We start from the raw sequence: 17,235 nt of genomic DNA, 5'->3' as shown, positions 1-17,235 counted from the left end.
TTACTTTGCCGTGTTCAGACGGCTGTTGCGCATGCCGTAGGCGAAGTAGGCCACGACCGCCACCGCCATCCAGATGAAGAACACGCGGAAGGTTGCCGGCGACAGGTCTTTCATGATGTACAGGCAGGCCAGCACCGACAGGCCCGGGATCACGTAAGGGCCGAACGGCACGCGGAAGCCCGGCGGCGCATCCGCTCCCTGGCGCTTGCGGATCACCGGCACCGCGATCGAGACCACCATGAAGGCGGTCAGTGTGCCCATGCTCACCATATCCCACAGGAAGGTGGAATCGACGCTGCCGGCCACCAGGCCCACCACCACGCACACGATGATGGTGTTCTTCACCGGCGCCTGGGTGCGGGCGCTCACCTTCTGGAACACCTGCGGGATCAGGCCGTCGCGGCTGATCGCGTACAGGATGCGGGTCTGGCCGTAGATCGTCACTAGGGTCACCGAAAACACCGACACCACCGCCCCTAGCGACAGCACCAGCGCCGGCCAGGCCTGGCCGGTCACGTTCTGCAGGATCACCGCCAGGCCGGCCTCCTGGCCCTCGAACAGATGGGCCGGCTGGGCGCCCATGGCGGCCACCGCGACCAGCATGTAGAACACGGTCACGATGATCAGGGCGGCCAGGATCCCGATCGGTACGTTGCGGCGCGGGTCCTTCACTTCTTCGCCGGCGGTGGCGATGGTGTCCAGGCCGATGAAGGAGAAGAACACGGTGCCGGCGGCGGCGGTCACGCCGGCCATGCCGGCATAGCCCGAGGCCTCGTTCGTATTGAAGAAAGGCTGGAAGTTGTCGGCATTGAAGCCGGTGAAGGCGATGGCGGCGAAGAACACCAGGATCGCCAGCTTGATGATCACCATGATGGCATTGGTGGTGGCCGACTCCCTGGCGCCGCGCACCAGCAGGAAGCCGCACATGATCACCAGGAGGATCGGCGGCAGGTTGATGTTCCCCGGATGGAAGGTCACGTTATGGTGGTCCGAGACGAACATCGGAGAACGCAACTGCTCCGGTATCTGCCAGTTGAAGGCATTCATCAGGAAGTTGTTCAGGTAGTCGGACCAGCCGATCGAGGTCGCGCTGGCCGCCAGCCCGTATTCGAGCAGCAGGCAGGCGGCGACGATGAAGGCCGCGAATTCGCCGACGGTGGCGTAGGCGAAGGAATACGAAGAACCCGAGGCCGGGACGCGGCCGGCCAGTTCGGCGTAGCACAGCGCGGTCAGGCCGGCGGTGAGCGCCGCCAGCAGGAAGGACAGCACCACCGCAGGTCCGGCCTTCGGCACCGCTTCGACCATCGTGAAGAAGATGCCGGTGCCGATCGTGGCGCCGACGCCGATCATGGTCAGGGGGAACAGGCCGAGCGAACGATGCAGGCCGGGTACGGCGCCGGCGACGCCGACGCTGGCGGTTTCCTCGTGATGGCGTGCTGCCGATTTGGTGCGTAACAGCTTCTGGCCCAGGGTCTGGTTCACGGCGAGTCCTTCGATGCGCGGTAGTGATCGCGGCGACGGCCGCAGCTCAACAGTCTCAAAAACGAAGTTGCGATTATAGGGGAGTCCGCCTCCCTCGCAATGAATAGTTGAAAATAAGAGTTCAAATAAGGTGCATTTACAAAGCATCTTTGATAGAATTTCTTCCGTCCACTTACCGTTGCCCGCACGCGAAGACCATCAGGCGGGCTTTTTTCAGCACCAAAACATGCTTTTTAATTGCATCTAATAAGGACCCGCCATGATTTCTGCCGCTTCCCGCCCCTATATCGACGCTTCGGTTCCTGTCCTGCGCCAGCACGGTCCGGCCATCACGACCACCTTCTACGCCAATATGTTCAGGGCCCATCCGGAGCTGCGGAACCTGTTCAATATGGGTAACCAGGCCAGCGGCGTGCAGCAGCAGTCGCTCGCTTCGGCGCTGTTCGCCTACGCCGCCAACATCGACAACGCCGCCGCCCTCGGCCCGGTGGTCAGCCGCATCGTGCACAAGCACGTCTCGGTCGGCCTGACCGCCGCCCACTATCCGATCGTCGGCTTCCACCTGCTGGGCGCGATCAAGTCGACCCTGGGCGATGCCGCCGTCGACCCGCTGATGAAGGCATGGGAAGAAGCCTATGGCTCGCTGGCCAAGGTCTTCATCGATGCCGAAACGAAGTTGTATGCGGATGCCGGCATCGAAGCGGGCTATCTGCGTCCGATGCGCGTGACGGAGGTCGTGCGCGAAAGCGAAAACGTGCTGTCGATCCGCTTCGTACCGCAGGATGGCGAGCCGCTGCCGCCGTTCAAGGCCGGCCAGTACGTGAGCGTGGAAGCGATCTTCGACGACGGGTTCAGGCAGCTGCGCCAGTACAGCCTGTCGGATGCGTACGGCGTCGATTCGATGCGCATCTCGGTCAAGCGCGAGGAAGGCAACAACAACGTCCCGGCCGGCGCCGTGTCGAACTGGCTGCACCGTAACGTGGAAGTGGGCGACATCCTGCAGGTCAGCCATCCGTTTGGCGACTTCTTGCCGGATACCGAATCCGACGATCCGGTGGTGTTGCTGTCGGCCGGCGTGGGCATCACGCCGATGATCGGCGCCCTCAACCGCATCGCCCTTGTCAATCCGCAGCGCCGCGTGATCTTCGCGCACGCCGCGCGCTGCCCCGAGCATCATCCGCACCAGCGCGATATCGCCGCCGCCCAGGCGCGCATGCCGAACCTGCAGGTGGTGACTTTCCATGAACAGGACAGCGCGCCCGACGCCCTGCCCGGCTTCATGGACCTGGCGCGCCTGCCGAAGTGGCCGCGCAGCGAGACCAACGTCTATATGTGCGGCCCGCTGCCTTTCATGCAGGCGCAGTGGAATGCGCTGCTGCAAGACGGCGCCCCGGCGAACCGCCTGCACCGCGAGGTGTTCGGTCCGGACCTGCTGGATAATCTGCTGTAGAGCCTACCTGCTGAGGTAGGCTCCTCAATCGAGCAGGTGCACCCGGTCGCCAGTGATGCTGCGCTGGGCCGGGTGGCCATACACGCGGATGCCGCCCGAGCCCGAGGTGCGGGCGAACAGCGACTGCTTCACGGTGGCGCGGATGCCGCCCGAACCGCTGGCGCCGAGGTCGGCGTCTTCGGTTTTCAGGTCGGCCAGGTCGACGCTGGCCGAGCCGCTCACGCGGGCGCTCAGCGAGCGCACCGCGCCGCTGGCGTCAAGCGAGCTCGATCCGCTCAGCTCCAGGCGCGCATGATCGCCCTTTACCTGCCCCAGGCGCATGCGGCTCGATCCCGACAGGGTCGCGTCGATGCCGTCGCTCTGCAGCCGGCTCGCGTCCAGCAGCCCCGCGCCGCTGGAACGCGCATTCAGGTTGCCCACCTTGCCCGCGAGGCGCACTTCGGACGAACCGCTCCTCTTCACGTCGAGCGGCGCGCCATTCAGCTCGCTCACCTCGACACGGGTGGCGCCGGAGGCGCGCACTTCACTCAAGCGCGGCGTGGTGTACACGATGCGCAGCGGCGTCTTGCTGCGCAGGCTCTTCTCGGAATAGATGCGCAGGGTGTCGCCCTGGGTCTCGGTGCGGATCAGCGGCAGCAGGTTGCTGTCCGCCTCCACCACCAGCGACGGCGACGGACCGACGCGCACCTCGACCGGCAGCGAACCGCTCACGTCCAGCACAGGCAGCGCGCCAATGGCGCGCTGTTCGCGCGCGGCGACGCCGTCGCCCTCCTTCGAATCGCTGCTCCACGCGGTATGGACGCGGGTATCGCCGTCGCCTGGGGCGACGATGATGGCGCAGCCGGTGAGCGCTGCGAGGGAAGCAAGGGCGATGAGGGTACGCATGGCAGTCCAATCAGGTTGTTGTTCGAGTGATGGCACTCTAACAACGCCCCTGTTCCATCGCCATTTGCATGCGATGAACTGCAATAAAGCCGCGCTGGACTGCAGAAAAACGGCGCGAACGGATCAGCGCTTGCCCAGCTGCGTATCGCCGAACAGCGCCTTGTGCTCGCGCGGCTGCGAACGCCAGTACTGCGGCGGCGCGACCACCTGGTCGCCCAGCTCGGCCGCCGCATGCCAGGGCCAGCGCGGATCGTACAGCATGGCGCGCGCCAGGGCGATGACGTCGGCCTGGTCGTTCTGGAGAATCTCTTCGGCTTGTCTCGCCTCGGTGATCAGGCCCACGCCGATGGTCGGCAAGCCCGTCTCGCGCTTGATGCGCTGCGCGAATGCGATCTGGTAGCCCGGCCCCAGCGGGATCTGCTGGAAGGGCGAGATGCCGCCGGTCGAGACGTGGATGAAGTCGCAGCCCTGGGCCTTGAGCGCGTGGGCGAAGCGCACGCTCTGCTCCAGGTCCCAGCCGCCATCGACCCAGTCGGTGGCCGAGATGCGCATCCCCACCGTCATTCCCGGCACTGCCGCGCGCACGGCGGCCAGCACCTCGAGCGGGTAGCGCATGCGGTTTTCCAGCGAACCGCCGTACGCGTCGTCACGGTGGTTGGCCAGCGGCGACAGGAACTGGTGCAGCAGGTAGCCATGGGCGCCGTGCAGCTCGATCGCGTCCAGGCCCAGCGCCTGGGCGCGGCGGGCGGCGGCCACGAAGGCGTCCTTCACGCGCACGAGGCCCGCGGCGTCCAGCGCCAGCGGCACGGTCTCGCCGTCGGCATGCGGCACGGCGGACGGGGCTTCGGTCTGCCAGCCACGCGGCTGGCCGGGCGGGATGTTGGCGCCGCCTTCCCACGGCACCTCGCTCGACGCCTTGCGGCCGGCGTGGGCCAGCTGGACCGCGACCTTGATCGGGGAGTGGCGGCGGATCGCGGCGATCACCGGTTCGAGGGCCCTGGCGTGATCGTCGGACCACAGTCCCAGGTCGTCCGGCGAGATGCGGCCTTCGGGTGTGACGGCGGTGGCTTCGATGATCATCAAGGCAGCGCCGGACAGGGCCAGGCCCCCGAGGTGGATCATGTGCCAGTCGGTGGGCAGGCCGTCGACGGCCGAGTACTGGCACATCGGGGCGATGGCGATGCGGTTGGACAGCTCCAGCGAGCCGAGGGAATACGGGGAAAACAGCTTGCTCATGGTGACTCCTGCGTGTCGGGAAGGACAAGTCTAGTCCGGTCCCTCGATTCGTGCAGGGCGCGAAAAAAAACGGGCCGCAGCCCGTTCCGGTCAATCGATGCGCACCACCATGATCCCGGCGCGCAATCCTACCCGCACGTCGGGGTTCGGGAACACGACCAGTTCCTCGTCGTGCTCGACCGTATAGACCGTGTCACCGTCGGAGGCGATCACCTCCCCCCGCTTCATCGGCGTGAAGTTCCAGGTCTCGCGGCCCACGCGCATGCTGAACGCATCGGACAGCTTCATGATCGAACGCGCCGTCGCGAACACGTGCGGCGCCACCTTCGCTTCCCCGGCCGGCTGGCCGCGCAGCAGCCGCTCCAGCGCCTTCGACGCATCGGCGAACTGGGACAGGTCGTTCTGCCCCAGCGTGCCGACCCGCCCCAGCTCGACCGTGGTGCCGGCCGCGCCGAGATGCTCGGACGTGAAATAGCTGTAGGTGCCGGCGGAGGCCGGATTCATGATGATGGCCTGGATCCCGGCCTCGCCCATCCACGCGATCAGGCTTTCGCGGGCCCGGTCCTCGATCAGCTCCGGCACGATCGCGAACATCGGATAGTGCGAAGGCCGGATCGCCGTGTGCAGGTCGAGGTGCCAGCGCTGCGGCCCGCTGCCTTCGAAGAAGGCGCGGGTGACGTCGATCAGCACGTCGGCGCGGCCGGCTTCGAAAGTGCCGGCCAGCGAACCACGCTCCAGACGGAACATCCGGTTCAGGTCCGCATCGACGAAGCGCTTGCCCAGGCGGATGGCATCGATGTTCCCGACGCACAGCATCAGGTCCACCGCCAGCGCCTCCGGCGTATGCGACAGCGCCTCGACCAGCCAGGCGACCATCTCGATCGGTCCGGTCTCGTCGCCATGCACGCCCACCGACACCAGCACGCTGGGACGGCCGGCATCCGGCGTCGCCGCCTTGACGGTCAGCACGCCGGACGCCGGCTGCGCGACCGCGAAGCCGGCGCTTTCGAAGCGCTGCGCGACCGAGGCGAAATCCGCCTCGGCCAGCGCGCGCACTGCTTCAGGCAATGCGCTCACGACTCAGGCCGCCAGACGTTCCGGGCTCAGGCCTTCGGACAAGGCCCACACGTCCAGCATCGCCTGTTCCAGGTCGGCCGGCTGGGCGAAGCCGGTCAGGCCGCGCGCGGCCATCACCTCTTCGACCGCCGCTTCCATATTGCCGTCCTGGCCGGCACGCTCGATCACCTGCAGCAGCAGGCGCTGCTGGGCGCGGCGCAGCGACTGCAGCGCATAGTTGCGCAGCTGTTCCTGCGACTTGCTCTGCGCCGGCAGCTTCAGCCCCAGTTCCAGCGTATCGATGCCGACCTTCTGGCGCAGCACGGTGCCGATCTGCAGGAACTGCAGCAGGGTCATGCCGCCCGGACGCTGCACCGACACGGCCGCGAACAGGAACGATGCCTGCGATTCGATGATCTCGACCGCCTTCCAGGCCGCGGCGAACGGCACCGGCAGGCCGGTGTGGCCGTCGGCTTCCGAGCGGATCTGCGGCGCCTGGCTCTGGTCGGCCTCGGCGAACAGGGTCGACAGTTCCTTCAGGCCCTCCGAGTTGGCCGGCAGCGACAGCACGCCTTCGACCACGGCGCGCAGCATGGCGCGGCTGCGGTTGTCGACCGAAACCGACACGTCGCGCGGCACCACCAGCGCGTCTGCGTCGAGCGCCTCGAATACCGGCGCCAGGTGCAGGGCCGCCCAGGCGCGCGCCCATGCCTTGACCACGTCGGTCTCGTCGATGCGGTGTTCCAGCGCCAGGTCGCGCAGCATCAACGGGCCGCAGCGGTTGACCGCTTCATTGGCCAGCACGGTGGCCAGGATGGTATTGGCCAGCGGATGATCCAGCGGATCGCGGGTCGCCACCAGCTGGGCCGGGAAGTAAGGGCGCAGCAGCGAGTCGGCCCACGGTTCGCCCGTCAGCTCGAGCGCGGCCAGGGTGCGCTTGAAGCGGTTCTTGACGTTGGCGATCACCACCGCCAGCTCCGGCGCCGTCAGGCCCAGGCCCAGCGACTTGCGGCGCTGCAGCTCGACGTCCGTCGGCAGCTGTTCCAGCTCGCGCGAGACCGCGCCTTCGGCTTCCAGGTTGCCGATCAGGGCCATGTAGCCGTCGACCACCGCGCTGTTGGCCTGCGCCTGCACTTCGCGGGTCAGCAGGTGGGTCTGCAGCGTATTGTCGCGCAGGACCAGGCGCTCGATCTCGCCCGTCATCTCGTTCAGGATGCGGTTACGATCGCCCTCCGGCAGCTTGCCGGCGTTGACTTCGGTGTCGAGCCAGATCTTGACGTTGACTTCGTGGTCCGAGCAATCCACGCCGGCCGAGTTGTCGATGGCATCGGTGAAGATGCGGCCACCGGCGAGCGCGAACTCGATGCGGCCGGCCTGGGTCGCGCCCAGGTTGCCGCCCTCGGCCACCACCTTGCAGCGCAGTTCGTTGCCGTTGACGCGGATCGCGTCGTTGGCGCGGTCCTTCACCTGCGCGTGGGTTTCGGTCGACGCCTTGATATAGGTGCCGATGCCGCCGTTGTAGAACAAGTCGACCGGCGCCTTGACGATGCGGTGCATCAGTTCCTGCGGTGGCAGCGAGGTTTCCTCGATGCCCAGCACTTCGCGGATCTGCGGCGACAGCTCGATCGAGCGGGCGCTGCGCGGATACACGCCGCCGCCAGCCGAAATCAGGTTCTTGTCGTAGTCTTCCCACGACGAGCGTGGCAGCGCGAACATCCGCTCGCGCTCCCTGAACGAGACTTCGACATCCGGGGTCGGATCGAGGAAGATGTGGCGGTGATCAAAAGCGGCCACCAGTTTCAGCTGGCGCGACAGCAGCACGCCGTTGCCGAACACGTCGCCCGACATGTCGCCCACGCCGGTCATGGTGATCGGGTTGTTGGCCAGGTCGTGGCCCAGTTCGTAGAAGTGGCGCTTGACCGCTTCGAACGCGCCCTTGGCGGTGATGCCCATCTTCTTGTGGTCGTAGCCGTTCGAGCCGCCCGAGGCGAAGGCGTCGCCCAGCCAGAAGCCGCGCTCCACGGCGATGCTGTTGGCGATGTCGGAGAAGGTCGCGGTGCCCTTGTCGGCTGCCACCACCAGGTAAGGATCGTCGCCGTCATGGCGCGCGGTCGCCGCGGGCGGCACGATCTCGCCCTGCACGCGGTTGTCGGTCACTTCCAGCAGGCTGGCGATGAACAGGCGATAGACTGCCTCGCCCTCGGCCGCCACGACGTCGCGCGCGGCGCCGGCCGGCATCTGCTTGCAGACGAAGCCGCCCTTCGAACCGGCCGGTACGATGACGGCGTTCTTGACCATCTGCGCCTTCACCAGGCCCAGCACCTCGGTGCGGTAGTCTTCCATGCGGTCCGACCAGCGCAGGCCGCCGCGGGCGACCGGGCCGCCGCGCAGGTGCACGCCTTCGAAGCGGCGCGAGAACACATAGATCTCGCGGTAGGGACGCGGCTCCGGCGCCAGCGCCAGGTTGCTGGTGTCGACCTTGAAGATGATCTTCTCGCCGTTGTTCTGGAAGTAGTTGGTGCGCACGGTGGCCAGCGCCATGTCGACCAGCGCGCCCATGATCTCTTCGGTGTCGGCGTGGTTCACGCTCGGCAGGCCGGTCTTGAGGGTGGTCAGCTTGCTGCTGCCTTCGTTGCGCTGATCGACGCTCAGGCTCGGGTCGAAGCGCTGGATGAAGCCGGCGACGAATTGCTTCACCAGGGCCGGCTGGGTGCGCAGGGTCTCGGCCATGTAGCGCACCGAGAACTTGGAGCCCAGCTGGCGCCAGTAGCTGATGTAGGCGCGCACCAGCTGCACTTCGCGCAGCGACAGGCCGCCTTCGATGGTCAGGCCGTTCATGCGGCCGTCTTCGGCCTCGTCGTTGAACAGGGCGGAAAACAGTTCTTCGGCCACCTGGGCGATGCCCGGCTTGGCCAGCTTGGCCGCGCTCTCGGCATCGACCGTCAGCGCGGTCACGTAGCGGCGCACGCCATCCAGGCCGGTGTGGCGATAGGTCTGCTCGCGGTCGACCGCGATACCGGCGTTCTGCAGCGCCGGCAGGATGCGCGACAGCGACGGCACGGTCTCGCTCGAATACAGGCGGATCGAGGCGCCGGCGGCGTCATCGTGCTCGATGCGCGCGGTCACGCGGTCCGGGCGGCAGCGGGTCAAGAGAGCGTGCACGTCGCGGAACGCGGTCTCGGGCGCGGTCGCGGTCACGAAGTTGACCGGCAGGGTCGGCACGATCTTGCGCATCAGGCTGCGCTGGCGGCTCTCGTCGACCGAGTTGATCAACTCGGCGAAGCGGTCGTGCCAGCCATCGAGCACGCCCAGCAGCGGACGCTGGATATCGCTTTCCAGGTCGAGCGGGTAACGCGCGGCGTGGGCGGTCAGGTAGACGCGCGCCAGCGGTCCATCGGCCACCAGGGTCTGGACGTCGACGTCGCGCGCGCCCGAGCTTTCCTTCAGGGCGGCGGCCAGGCTGGATGCGACGGCGGCGCTGAAGCGCTCGCGCGGCAGGTAGACCAGCACGTTCAGGTGGCGCTGGTAGACGTCGCGGCGCGCGAACACCTTCGCGCGCGGCTGCTTGTACAGCGAGACCACGGCGCCGCAGACTTCGGCCAGCCATTCCGGCTCGGCTTCCAGCGCCTCGGTGCGTGGCAGCGATTCGAGGATCTCGATGAATTTCTCGGCGCGGAAGCCTTCCTGGCGCACGCCGGCGATGCTCAGCACCTTGGCCACGCGGCCGCGCGCGAACGGCAGGCGCGCCAGCGGGGTCGAGGTGGCGGCGCGGGTGAACAGGCCGATGAAGCAGTGCTCGCCCAGGATCTTGCCTTGCGCATCCAGGTCGCGCACGCCGATGAAGTCCAGCGGCGCGTCGCGGTGCAGGGTGCCGGCCACGTCGGCCTTGACGATCGACAGGTTCTCGGCGCGCAGCGACAGGGTTTCGAAGTCGCCCGGAATGCTGGCCAGGCAGGTGCCGTAGACCGGGTGCGCGGTGTCCTTCAGCACGCCGATGCGGCTCGGGATGTCGCGTTCGAGTTCGCGCGCGCCCGGCTTGACGACGTAGTAGGCGTAGCCGAACGGCTCGTAGCCTTCGTTCTTGGCCCATTCGAGGAAGGCTGCCACTTCCTGGCCTTCCGGGGTGCCGGAGGCAGCGGCGGCGGCGGCCACGGCGGTCATGCGGTCGCCCATGGCGACGGCGTCGCGCTGCACGGTGGCGGCGTCGTTGGCGACCATGCGCAGGCGCGCGGTCAGCTTGTCGAGTTCCTCGAACTGCAGTTCATCGTTCAGCAGGCACAGGACGATCGATTCCAGCGGGCTGCCGGCTTCGCCGACGGCGACGAAGGCGCCATTGGCGTCGCGGCGCACCGGCAGCACGGCGTTCATCACGCCGGCGGCGGTCAGGCGTTCCTTGCGCAGGGCCATGACGAAGGAGTCGACCAGGTAGGGACGGTCGTCGTTCAGAATCAAGAGTGCGGTGGCGGTGCCGCCGCGGCCGTCCAGGTAGCGCATGGTGGCGATCTGCGCGCCGGGGCCGCTGCGCTGGGCCAGTTGCGAGAACCCTTCCACCAGTACCGGCGCCAGGCTTTGCGGCGCGGTGCCGGCCAGGTCTTCGTCGTCGAGCGATCCGAGCCAGGCGGCGGTCAGGGCATTGACCTGCACGCTGTTGGCGGACTGGTTTGCACCGACCAGAGCGAGCGTCTGGTTGCGCAAATCGTTGGGCATGTCTTTCATCTTGCTTCTCCAAAGTTGTGTGCCTGGTGCGTCGACAGCTCGTGGCCCGACGCGGCCCTGCTTATACAGGACAGGGATCTTCCCGCCCGAATACTACATCGTTACAAGTCGTACAGCCCCGGCAATCCGAGGATGCGGGTGAGTTCTTCCAGCGCCGCCGCGCATTCGATGGCCAGTTGCGGGTCGGCCAGGTCCTTCGGCTCGATGCGGTCGCGGTAATATTGTTCGACCCAGGCGACCAGCCGCGCGTACAGCGCCTCGGTCATGATCACGCCCTGGTGCATGGCGGCGGCTTCCTCGTCGGTCAGCACCACGCGCAGGCGCAGGCAGGCCGGTCCGCCGCCATTGCGCATGCTCTGGCGCAGGTCGAATTCGACCAGTTCGTCGATCGGGCCGCCGCTGGCGACCAGGCCGGCCAGGTAGTTCGATACCGCCGCATTCTCGCGGCATTCGTGCGGCACCACCAGCGCCATGCGGCCGTCCGGCTTCGAGAGCAGCTGGCTGTTGAACAGGTAGCTGGCCACGGCGTCTGCCACCGGCACCTGGCTGCTCGCCACGCGCACCGACTGCAGCTCGGTATCGACGCCGGCCAGGGCGCGCCGGAGCTGATCCAGGGTGCCCGCTTCGTCGGCGAACGCCTGCTCGTGGTGAAACAGCACGTTGCCGTTGCCGACCGAGATCACGTCGTTGTGGAACACGCCCTGGTCGATCAGGTCCGGATTCTGGGCGGCGAACACGGTGCGCGCCGGGTCCAGGCCATGCAGGCGCGCGATCGCCTGGGAGGCCTCGAGCGTCTGGCGCGCCGGGTACTTCTTCGGCGCCGGAGCGGATGGGTCGAACTCCACGCGGCCGTAGACGAAGAACTCGACGCCGGGCGCGCCAGGGCTGGCGGCGAAGCGCGTGTGGTTGGCGGCGCCCTCGTCGGCGAAGGCCGGCACCGACGGCAAGGTGTCGTGCACCACGAAATGGTTGCTGTCGGCGAAGATCGCGCGCAGCGTGCGGGTCGCCTGCAGGTGCTCTTCGGAGCGGTGCAGCTTGTTGTTCAGGTTCGCGGCAGTAAGGTGCACGCGGCCGTCGAGCGAGTCGGCCGACGGGCTGACGGTGCCGGCATTCGCGGTCCACATCGGCGCGGCCGACCAGGCGCAGGCCAGGATCACCGGCGCTTCGCGGTAGGCGCGCGCCAGGACGTCGGCGTCGGTACCCGAGAAGCCCAGGCTGCGCAGCAGGCGGAAGTTCGGACGGCCCTGCGGCGGCATCACCGCCTGGGCGAATCCGCGCGCGGCCAGTTCGCGCATCTTGGCCAGGCCCTGCAGCGCGGCCTGGCGCGGATTCGAGGCCGAGCGCACGTTGTTGAACGAGGCGACGTTGCCGAACGAGAGGCCGGCATAGTTGTGCGACGGGCCGACCAGGCCGTCGAAGTTGAATTCGCGGGCGTCACGCATGCTCAGGCTCCTTGCGCCGGGAAGGCCAGGCCGGGCGACAGCCTGGCCGGCATCTCGAGTTCCGCCGTCTCGATCGAGGCCACCGGATAGGCGCAGTAGTCGGCCGCGTAATAGGCGCTCGGACGGTGGTTGCCCGACTTGCCGACGCCGCCGAACGGCGCCGAGCTGGCCGCGCCCGTGGTCGGACGGTTCCAGTTGACGATGCCGGCCCTGGCGCGCACGGCAAACCGCTTCCACAGCTCTTCCGACGGCGACAGCAGCGCGGCGGCCAGGCCGAATTCGGTGGCGTTGGCCACGCGCAGGGCGTCATCGAAGTCGCTCACGCGGATCACCTGCAGCAATGGGCCGAACCACTCTTCGTCCGGAATGCCCTGCGCATCGGTGGTGTCGACGATGCCGGCGGTGACGAAGCCGGCATTGGTGTCGAGCTGGCGCATCTGCAGCAGGATTTTTCCACCTTTGGTCGCCATATCGGCCTGCGCCTGCACCAGGCGCGCCGCGACCGCGCTTGAAACGACAGGGCCCATGAACGGCTGCGGCTCGGCGTTCGACGGGCCGACCTGCAGGTTCGCCGCGACCTCGACCAGGCGCTTCAGGAAGGCCTGGCCCGCTTCGTTGTCCTGGATGACCAGGCGGCGCGCGCAGGTGCAGCGCTGGCCGGCCGAGATGAAGGCCGACATCACGGTATGGTGGACGGCGGCGTCGATGTCCAAGGGGTTGCCGCTGAGATCCCACACCACCAGCGGATTGTTGCCGCCCATTTCCAGCGCCAGCATCTTGCCCGGCTGGCCGCCGAACTGCTTGTGCAGGGCGGCGCCGGTCTGGCTGCTGCCGGTGAACAGCACGCCATCGACCAGCGGTTCCTGGCCCAGCGCGATGCCGGTCTCGCGGCCGCCGTTGACCAGATTGAGCACGCCCTTCGGCAGGCCGGCCTTCTCCCACAGTTCGACGGTCTTCACCGCCGTGCGCGGCGCGTATTCGCTCGGCTTGAACACGACGGTATTCCCTGCGATCAGGGCCGGCACGATGTGGCCATTCGGCAGGTGGCCAGGGAAGTTGTACGGCCCGTAGACGGCGAACACGCCGTGCGGGCGGTGGCGCAGCACGGCATTGCCGTCGGCGACCTTATTGGCGCTTTCCCCTGTGCGCGCGCCGTACGACTGGACCGAGATGTCGATCTTGTTGGCCATGGTCGCGACTTCCGTGCGCGCTTCCCACAGTGGCTTGCCGACTTCCTCGGCGATGGTCGCCGCCAGTTCCTCTGCGTTTTCCTTCAGCAGGTCGCGAAAACGGGTGGCGACGGCGATACGTTCTTCCAAGGGGCGCAGGGCCCAGTCTTCGAAGCTGTCGCGCGCCGCCTGGGCCGCGCGCGCCACGTCTTCCTGGGTCGATTCGTTGCTGGTCCAGGTCTGGCGGCCGGTCGACGGATCGATGGTGGCCAGTTCGCGACCGCTGCCGGCGAGCCATTCGCCGTTGATGTAGTTCGAAAGATTAGCCATGGGAAGTCTTCCTGGTATTGAGTGTCAGGGTACGCACGTTGTCGCCCGCCTGGCAGCGCAGTTGCGCCAGCTCGGCGGGGTTCAGGACCACGCTGCTGGCGCCAGGCACGGCGCGGGTCAGGATCATCCGGAAGTCGTCCAGGCGCGTGTTCGACACCAGCATGTGCTCGGTGTCCGGCGCCGCTTCCTCGACCGACAGCCCTTCGGCCGCCACCGCCAGCACGCTATCGCGCACCGCGCGCAGCTCGGACACGCGGCCTTGCAGCACCGGACCGGCGTCGAAGATGTCGACGTAGCCCTCGTAATGCATGCCTTCCTGCTCCAGCAGGCGGCGCGCCGGCTGGGTCGAGGTGTGCACCTTGCCGATCACGTCGATCGCCGACTGCGGCAGGTAGTCGACGTACAGCGGCTGGCGCGGCATCAGTTCGGCGATGAAGGATTTCTTGCCGATCGCGGTCAGGCCGTCGACGTGGTTGAAATCCATCTTGAAGAAATGGCGGCCCAGGCCTTCGTAGAACGGCGAATCGCCGGCCTCGTCCTGGTAGCCGCGCATCTCGGCGATGATTTTTTCGGTGAATAGGTGCTGGAACTGGGCGATGAACAGGAAGCGGCTCTTGGATAGCCACTTGCCGTTGAAGCCGGCGCGGTACTGCGGCAGCAGGAACAGCGAGCACAGTTCGGTCGAGCCGGTGAGGTCGTTCGACAGGTACAGCGTCTCCATCCGGGTGAACACGTTCAGCTCGCGGCTGCAGTGCACCAGGGTGCCGATGCGGTAGTTGTAGAACGGCTCGGTCAGCCCGACCGCGCCCTTGATCGCGCACACGCCGGCGATGCTGCCGGCCTCGCCGGCAGGCCCCGTGTGCTCCAGCACGAACATGTAGTCGCGCTTCTCCGGCGCGATGGTCTCGGCGAACGAGGCCTCCGAGGTGGCCAGGCGCTGGCCCAGCATCTCCGGATCGGGTTTCAGGGTGGTCATGCCGCTGCCGGCCTGGCGCGCCATTTCCATCAGGGCGTCGAGGTCGGACAGTCTGGAGGAACGGATCACGAGCATGCGGGTTCTCCCTGGATGCGCACGCACACCACTTCGTCGCCCGGCGCGACACCCAGCGCCTGCTGGACCTCGCGCGGCAAGTCGATGGTGTGCGCATGTTCGATCGGTGCACAGCGCACGGTCACGGCGCGGAAACCGTTGCCGACGCTGGCGACGGCATAGTCGACCGGCGCGACATCATGTGCATGAGCAGGTGCATGAGCAGGCCCCTGAGCAGGCCCCGCGCCCACGCGCAGCTTGTGCGAGGCGCAGAACGAGCGCAGCGCGTTCTTGTGCGCCTGGAGGATCGGGCCGCCGTCGAAGATGTCGATGTATTCGTCGGCCTCGAAACCTTCCTGCGCCAGCAGGTCGAAGGCCATCTGGCCGCCGGGATGGATCTGGCCCAGCGCGGCCTGGGCGTCGCCCGGCAGCAGCGGCACGTAGACCGGATAGTGCGGCATCAGCTCGACGATCAGGGTGCGGTTGCGCGCGCCCTCGATCAGGCGTTCGGCCTCGAGGAAGTCCATCTTGAAGAACTTGCGGCCCAGCGCATTCCAGAACGGCGACTGGCCGTCGGCATCCAGGCGCCCGGCCAGCGGCACGAAGAAGCGGTCGCCGAAACGGTGCGGCGCCAGCATGGCGTACAGCAGGCGCGCGCGCGACAGCAGCGCGGCCTCGATGCCGGCGCTGTCGCGGTGGCGCAGGAAGAAGCCGGACAGCTGCGAATAAGCGGTGAGCTCGGAGCACAGGGTCAGCGCGTGCACGCTGTGGCTGATGTTCAGGTCGCGCGAGACCTGCTGGATCACGTCGTTGCGGAACGCGAAATAGGTGCCGTTCGAGCCGGCCGAGGCGTGGATGATGGCGGTGCCGACCACCTCATGCGAGCGCAGGTCTTCCAGCACGAACAGGTAGGATTCTTCGCTCGGGATATCGACCTGGGCAGCGAACGAGGCGAGCGAGCGCTCGACCGCCGCGACAATGCCTTCACGCGTGCGCGGCAGCGTGTGCACGCCCGGCATCGAGATGGCCGCCATCGCTTCCAGCGCGCCGATATCGGCGCGGTCTACCGGACGGACAACATACATGTGTACTCCCAGGTGGTACGTCAGTGGAGACAATAAGTGGAGACAATGCCCACGGCCGGCCTCACCCTTCCAGGCGGGCCGGCCGCGACCGGAAGGTGGCGATCAGGCGCCGGAGAATTCCGCCACCGCCGCGCGCATCAGGCGGTCGGCTTCGACGATCTGCTCGTCCGACACCACCAGGGCCGGCGCCAGGCGCACGACGTCCGGGCCGGCGATCAGCAGCATCAGGCCCAGCTTCTCGCACAGCTTGGTGTAGTCCTTCGAGCGGCCCTTGAAGCCTTCGGCCATCGGCAGGCCGATGAGCAGGCCCATGCCGCGCGGCTGGCCGAACACCTGCGGATAATCCGCCGCCAGCTGCTGCAGGTTGGCCATGACTTTCGCGCTGGCTTCCTTGACGCGGCCCAGGAAGGCCGGCTGGTTGATCAGCTCGAGGACTTTCAGCCCGACGCTCGAGGCCAGCGGATTGCCGCCGTAGGTGGTGCCGTGGGTGCCGACCGCCAGGTACTGGGCGATCTCGCTGGTGGTCAGCATGGCGCCGATCGGATAGCCGTTGCCCAGCGCCTTGGCCGAGGTCAGCACGTCCGGCACCACGCCCATCTGCTCGTAGGCGAACAGCGAACCGGTGCGGCCCATGCCCGACTGCACTTCGTCGAACACCAGCAGCGCGCCGGTCTTGTCGCAGAACTCGCGCAGCGCCTTCAGGTAGTCGGGATTGCCCGGGATGACGCCGCCCTCGCCCTGGATCGGCTCGACGATCACGGCGGCGACGTCGTCGGTGATGGCGGCGCGCGCCGCTTCGATGTCGTTGTACGGGATGTGGGAGAGGTCTTGCGGCAGCGGCTCGAAGCCTTCGGTGTACTTCGGCTGGCCGCCGACCGAGACGGTGAACAGGGTGCGGCCGTGGAACGACGACAGGCAGGACACGATGCGCGACTTGTGCGGCCCGAACTTGCCGTGCGCGTATTTACGCGCCAATTTGAGGGCCGCTTCGTTGGCTTCGGCGCCCGAATTGCAGAAGAAGGCGCGTTCGGCGAAGGTGGCGTCGATCAGGGCCGAAGCCAGGCGCAGCACCGGCTCGTTGGTGTAGCCATTGCCGATGTGCCACAGGGTGTTCAATTGCTTGGTCAGCGCTTCGTTCACTTCCGGATTGGCGTGGCCCAGGGCGGTGACGGCGATGCCCGAGGTGAAGTCGAGGTAATGCTTGCCTTCCTGGTCCCACAGGTCGAGGCCCGACGCGCGCACCGGCACCATCGCAGCCGGAGCGTAGGTAGGGACCAGGACCTCGTCAAAAGTCTGACGGCTAACCGGCAGCGTGGCGATACCCGAATCAAGCTTTGCGTTCATGGCTTCTTTT

11 protein-coding genes are annotated in these 17,235 nt (G+C 67.3%); 1 reads left to right on the top strand and 10 read right to left on the bottom strand.

The features are described 5' to 3' along the window. Window positions 1-1,482 carry an APC family permease gene (locus tag DIR46_RS15405; RefSeq protein WP_109346004.1) on the bottom strand — a complete coding sequence of 494 codons (1,482 nt, stop codon included), beginning with the start codon at window positions 1,480-1,482 and terminating at the stop codon, window positions 1-3. 259 nt (window positions 1,483-1,741) lie between these two features. On the opposite strand from DIR46_RS15405, the gene DIR46_RS15400 reads away from it, so the two are divergent. Continuing rightward, window positions 1,742-2,932 (top strand): globin domain-containing protein, encoded by a 1,191-nt coding sequence (locus DIR46_RS15400; RefSeq protein ID WP_109346003.1) that lies wholly within the window; start codon window positions 1,742-1,744, stop codon window positions 2,930-2,932. Window positions 2,933-2,956: 24 nt separating this feature from the next. On the opposite strand, the gene DIR46_RS15395 is transcribed toward DIR46_RS15400, so the two are convergent. The 9 genes from DIR46_RS15395 to DIR46_RS15355 all read right to left on the bottom strand — a co-directional run bounded on the left by DIR46_RS15395 (window position 2,957) and on the right by DIR46_RS15355 (window position 17,225). Next, window positions 2,957-3,817 carry a head GIN domain-containing protein gene (locus tag DIR46_RS15395; protein WP_109346002.1) on the bottom strand — a complete coding sequence of 287 codons (861 nt, stop codon included), beginning with the start codon at window positions 3,815-3,817 and terminating at the stop codon, window positions 2,957-2,959. 123 nt (window positions 3,818-3,940) lie between these two features. Next, on the bottom strand, window positions 3,941-5,053 hold the full coding sequence (locus DIR46_RS15390; protein WP_109346001.1) for an NADH:flavin oxidoreductase/NADH oxidase: 1,113 nt from the start codon (window positions 5,051-5,053) through the stop codon (window positions 3,941-3,943). A gap of 90 nt (window positions 5,054-5,143) precedes the next feature. Beyond that, window positions 5,144-6,130 carry a succinylglutamate desuccinylase gene (locus DIR46_RS15385; RefSeq protein ID WP_109346000.1) on the bottom strand — a complete coding sequence of 329 codons (987 nt, stop codon included), beginning with the start codon at window positions 6,128-6,130 and terminating at the stop codon, window positions 5,144-5,146. 3 nt (window positions 6,131-6,133) lie between these two features. After that, window positions 6,134-10,825 carry an NAD-glutamate dehydrogenase domain-containing protein gene (locus tag DIR46_RS15380; RefSeq protein ID WP_109345999.1) on the bottom strand — a complete coding sequence of 1,564 codons (4,692 nt, stop codon included), beginning with the start codon at window positions 10,823-10,825 and terminating at the stop codon, window positions 6,134-6,136. A gap of 101 nt (window positions 10,826-10,926) precedes the next feature. Next, on the bottom strand, window positions 10,927-12,267 hold the full coding sequence (gene astB, locus DIR46_RS15375; protein ID WP_109345998.1) for an N-succinylarginine dihydrolase: 1,341 nt from the start codon (window positions 12,265-12,267) through the stop codon (window positions 10,927-10,929). Between the two features lie 2 nt (window positions 12,268-12,269). After that, the gene (gene astD / locus DIR46_RS15370) at window positions 12,270-13,766 is read right to left on the bottom strand and encodes a succinylglutamate-semialdehyde dehydrogenase (RefSeq protein WP_109345997.1); all 1,497 of its coding nucleotides are present in this window, start codon (window positions 13,764-13,766) and stop codon (window positions 12,270-12,272) included. Next, the gene (gene astA / locus DIR46_RS15365) at window positions 13,759-14,817 is read right to left on the bottom strand and encodes an arginine N-succinyltransferase (protein WP_109345996.1); all 1,059 of its coding nucleotides are present in this window, start codon (window positions 14,815-14,817) and stop codon (window positions 13,759-13,761) included. The genes astD and astA overlap by 8 nt, the downstream gene beginning before the upstream one ends. Next, on the bottom strand, window positions 14,808-15,881 hold the full coding sequence (locus DIR46_RS15360) for an arginine N-succinyltransferase (protein WP_109345995.1): 1,074 nt from the start codon (window positions 15,879-15,881) through the stop codon (window positions 14,808-14,810). The genes astA and DIR46_RS15360 overlap by 10 nt, the downstream gene beginning before the upstream one ends. A 102-nt stretch (window positions 15,882-15,983) precedes the next feature. Next, entirely contained in the window at window positions 15,984-17,225 is a 1,242-nt protein-coding gene (locus tag DIR46_RS15355) for an acetylornithine/succinyldiaminopimelate transaminase (RefSeq protein WP_109345994.1), read from the bottom strand. Window positions 17,226-17,235: the final 10 nt, after the last annotated feature.

This window comes from Massilia oculi, assembly GCF_003143515.1.
GTDB lineage: Bacteria > Pseudomonadota > Gammaproteobacteria > Burkholderiales > Burkholderiaceae_D > Telluria > Telluria oculi.
Note: the sequence above shows the minus strand (reverse complement) of the source record. Positions and strands in the feature narration are given on the sequence as shown.